At 73.3% G+C, this 3,133-nt stretch carries 3 protein-coding genes and 1 riboswitch; all 3 genes read right to left on the reverse strand.

What is annotated here, in order from left to right; genetic code table 11:
- On the reverse strand, positions 1-746 hold a 746-nt coding region (locus ABD52_RS36825), incomplete at its 3' end, for an ATP-binding cassette domain-containing protein (protein WP_200905294.1).
- A complete protein-coding gene (locus tag ABD52_RS36830; RefSeq protein ID WP_047894810.1) occupies positions 743-1,840 on the reverse strand; it encodes an iron ABC transporter permease in 1,098 nt (365 codons plus the stop codon). The genes ABD52_RS36825 and ABD52_RS36830, both read right to left, overlap by 4 nt.
- 74 nt (positions 1,841-1,914) lie before the next feature.
- Complete coding sequence (locus ABD52_RS36835) at positions 1,915-2,847, reverse strand: ABC transporter substrate-binding protein (protein ID WP_013473539.1); 933 nt, start codon at positions 2,845-2,847, stop codon at positions 1,915-1,917.
- A 107-nt stretch (positions 2,848-2,954) separates the two neighbouring features.
- Positions 2,955-3,048: riboswitch (cobalamin riboswitch) on the reverse strand.
- Positions 3,049-3,133 lie beyond the last annotated feature (85 nt).

Here is a 3,133-nt window from a genome sequence, read left to right on the forward strand (position 1 = left end):
GTGGAGACGGAGAACAGGGCGCCGTCGGGGTCGCGCAGGGCGGCGCTGCGTCCGGCCGGGTTGTCGCGCGGCGGGACGAGGATGGTGCCGCCCAGCTCGGCGGCCCGGGCGGCGGTGGCGTCGGCGTACTCGCCGGCGATGGAGAGGTCGTGCATGGTGGCGAGCACTGTGAGCCCGTGTGCGCGGCGGAGCTGGTCGACCAGTTCCAGCACCTCCTGCTGGTGCCCGATGTCCAGCGCGCTCGTCGGCTCGTCGAGCAGCAGCAGGGTGGCGCCCTGGGCCAGCGCCCGGGCCAGGAAGACGCGCTGCCGCTCGCCGCCGGAGAGGGTGGCCAGCTCGCGGTGGGCGAACGGGCCCAGGTCGAGCCGGTCCAGCACCTCGTGCACGGCGGCCAGGTCGGCGGCGGACTCGCGGCCCAGCGGCGGGATGTACGGGGTGCGCCCGAGCAGCGCGTAGTCGAACACCGACATGCCGATCGGTACGACCGGGGACTGCGCCACGGTGGCCACGATCCGGGCGCGGTCGCGGCGGCGGAGCGCGCCGATCGGCGTACCGAAGAGGGCCACCTCGCCCGGGCCGGTGAGCAGGCCGCCGACGGCGCGCAACAGCGTCGACTTGCCGGCGCCGTTGGGTCCGATCACTGTGACCCACTCGCCCGCCGTGACTGTGAGGTCGACGCCGGCCAGGACCGGGGTGCCGCCGAGGGCGACGCGCAGGTCGTGGACGCGCACCGCGGGGGCGTTCACATCGCCACCCGGCGGGCGGTCCGCAGGACCAGTACGAAGAACGGGCCGCCGAGCAGCGCGGTGACCACGCCGATCGGGATCTCGGCGGGCGCGGCGGCGGTCCGGGCGACCACGTCGGTCAGGGCGAGGAACGCGCCGCCGAACAGCATCGACAGCGGCAGGATCACCCGGTGGCTGGAACCGGCGAGCAGCCGCATGGTGTGCGGCACGATGATGCCGACGAAGCCGATCAGCCCGGACGCGGACACGGCGGCGGCGGTGCCGAGCGACGCGGCGGCGATCAGCAGGTAGCGGGAGCGCTGCGGGTGCAGGCCGAGACCGGCGGCCTCGTCGTCGCCGACGGAGAGCACGTCCAGTTCACGCCGGTGCAGCAGCACCACCACGGAGGTGAGCACGAAGTACGGCAGGACCAGCCACACGTCGTGCCAGCCGGCGGTGGCCAGCCGCCCGAGCAGCCAGGAGTAGACCTGCTGGATGTTGTCGGAGTGCTGTTGCAGCAGGTACGTCTGCCCGGCGGCGAAGAACGCCGACACCGCCACCCCGGCCAGGATCAGCGTGGCCGGGGACCGGTCCCGGCCACCGGCGGCGCCGAGCAGGTACGTCAGCACGACCGCGCCGAGCGACCCGACGAACGCGGCCAGCGGAATGGTGATCGGCAGCCCGGTCAGCGACCCGCTCGCACCGGCGCCGAGCACGATCGCCGCGGTGACCGCGAATCCGGCTCCGGCCGCCACGCCGAGCAGGTACGGGTCGGCCAGCGGGTTGCGGAAGACGCCCTGGTAGCAGCCGCCGGCCAGGGCGAGGAGCGCGCCGACGAGCAGGCCGAGCACGACCCGGGGCAGCCGCAGCTCGGTGATGATCGCGACTTCCCGCTCGGTGAGCCCGCTGTCCAGGTGCACCCCGGGCAGCAGGTTGAGCAGTTCGGCCGCGACGCTGCCGGGCGGCAGGCTGACCGGGCCGAGCGAGACGCCCGCGACCAGCGCGACGAGCACCGCCACGACACCGGCGAACAGCCAGCGCTTGCGCAGCCCGGCGGGCCGGATCGGGGCACCGGCCGCGCCGCGCGCCCCACGCCGCCCCGGCCGGGACAGCAGCCGGGCACCCGGCCGGGGCGCGTCGGGCGTCCCGGCCGGGTTCGGGGCGGATTCCGCCTGTCGTAGGGCCACGGTCAGGCCGGGACCTTGGCGGTGGCGTCGACGATCACCTTGAGCAGTTCGACCACGCGCGGGCCCCAGCGCGAGGCGATGTCGTCGTCCAGCTCCACGATCTGGTTGTTCTTCACGGCGGTGATGCCGGACCAGCCGCTGCGCGCCTTCACCGTGTCGGCGCTCTGCTTGCAGCACTTGGTGTCGGAGAGGAAGACGAAGTCGGGGTTCGCCTTGACGATGACCTCCTGGGAGAGCTGCGGGTAGCCGCCGTTCTTCCCGTCGGCGTCGGACGCGTCGGCGATGTTCTCCAGGCCGGCGAGCGCGTAGATGGTGCCGATGAAGGTCTTGCTGGTCGCGCTGTACAGCTCCGGGCCCAGCTCGTGGTAGTAGGTCGGCTTCTCCGTACGCTTCGGCAGGTCCTTGGTCAGCGCGGTGATGTCGTCCTTCATCTTCTGCACCACGGCGTCCGCCTCGGACCGGTGGCCGGTGAGCGTACCCAGGTCGGTGAGCTGCCGGTACGTGTCGTCGAGCGTGGCCGCGGCGGGGATCTGCAGGACCGGGATCTTCAGCGCGACGAGCTGGTCGGCGATCTTGTTGAGGTTGTCGGAGATCACCACCAGGTCGGGGTTGCGGGAGGCGACGGCCTCGGCGTTCGGCTGGTAGCCGGACAGGTCGGTGCGGGGCGCCTCGGCCGGGTAGTTCGACTGGTCGTCGACGGCGGTGACCTGCTTGCCGGCGCCGATGGCGAACAGCATCTCGGTGGAGGTCGGCGAGAGCGAGACGATCTTCTCGGGCCGCTTCTCCAGCGTCAGCTTGCCGACTGTGGCCGGGAACGCGCCGCCGGAGCCGCCGGCGGCGGGGGTGTCGGTCGAGGTCTTCTCGGCGCAGCCGCCGAGGAGCAGCACGCCGGCCGCGAGCGCGGTGGCGAAGAGCCGGGGGGTACGTCGGGACATGGGGCCTCCTGTCGGTCGAGGAGTGTGGTGCTTCGCCGACAGGGGGAAAGGCCCGTCCGCGAGGCGCCCTTCCTCGAGAGCGCGTGTCGCGACCGGGCCTCAGGCGACCTGGCTCGTCCCACGTCCGTCGGCGCCGGCGGAAGGCCAGCGCCGCGCGTACGGGGCATCACAGTTGCGGGACAGCGCCGGTTTCACACCGGCTTCGCTGTGGCACGGTCGGTGCCACGGTAGCGCACGACCAGCGGAGATCGTCCGGACGGGCCTTTCCCCCTGTCGGCGAAGCACC

Source organism: Micromonospora sp. RV43, assembly GCF_001029515.1.
GTDB classification, from domain to species: Bacteria; Actinomycetota; Actinomycetes; order Mycobacteriales; family Micromonosporaceae; genus Micromonospora; species Micromonospora aurantiaca.

Coding starts and splice junctions, on each gene's coding strand:
- ABD52_RS36835 (WP_013473539.1), bottom strand. CDS start 2,847: ATGTCCCGACGTACCCCCCGGCTCTTCGCCACCGCGCTCGCGGCCGGC.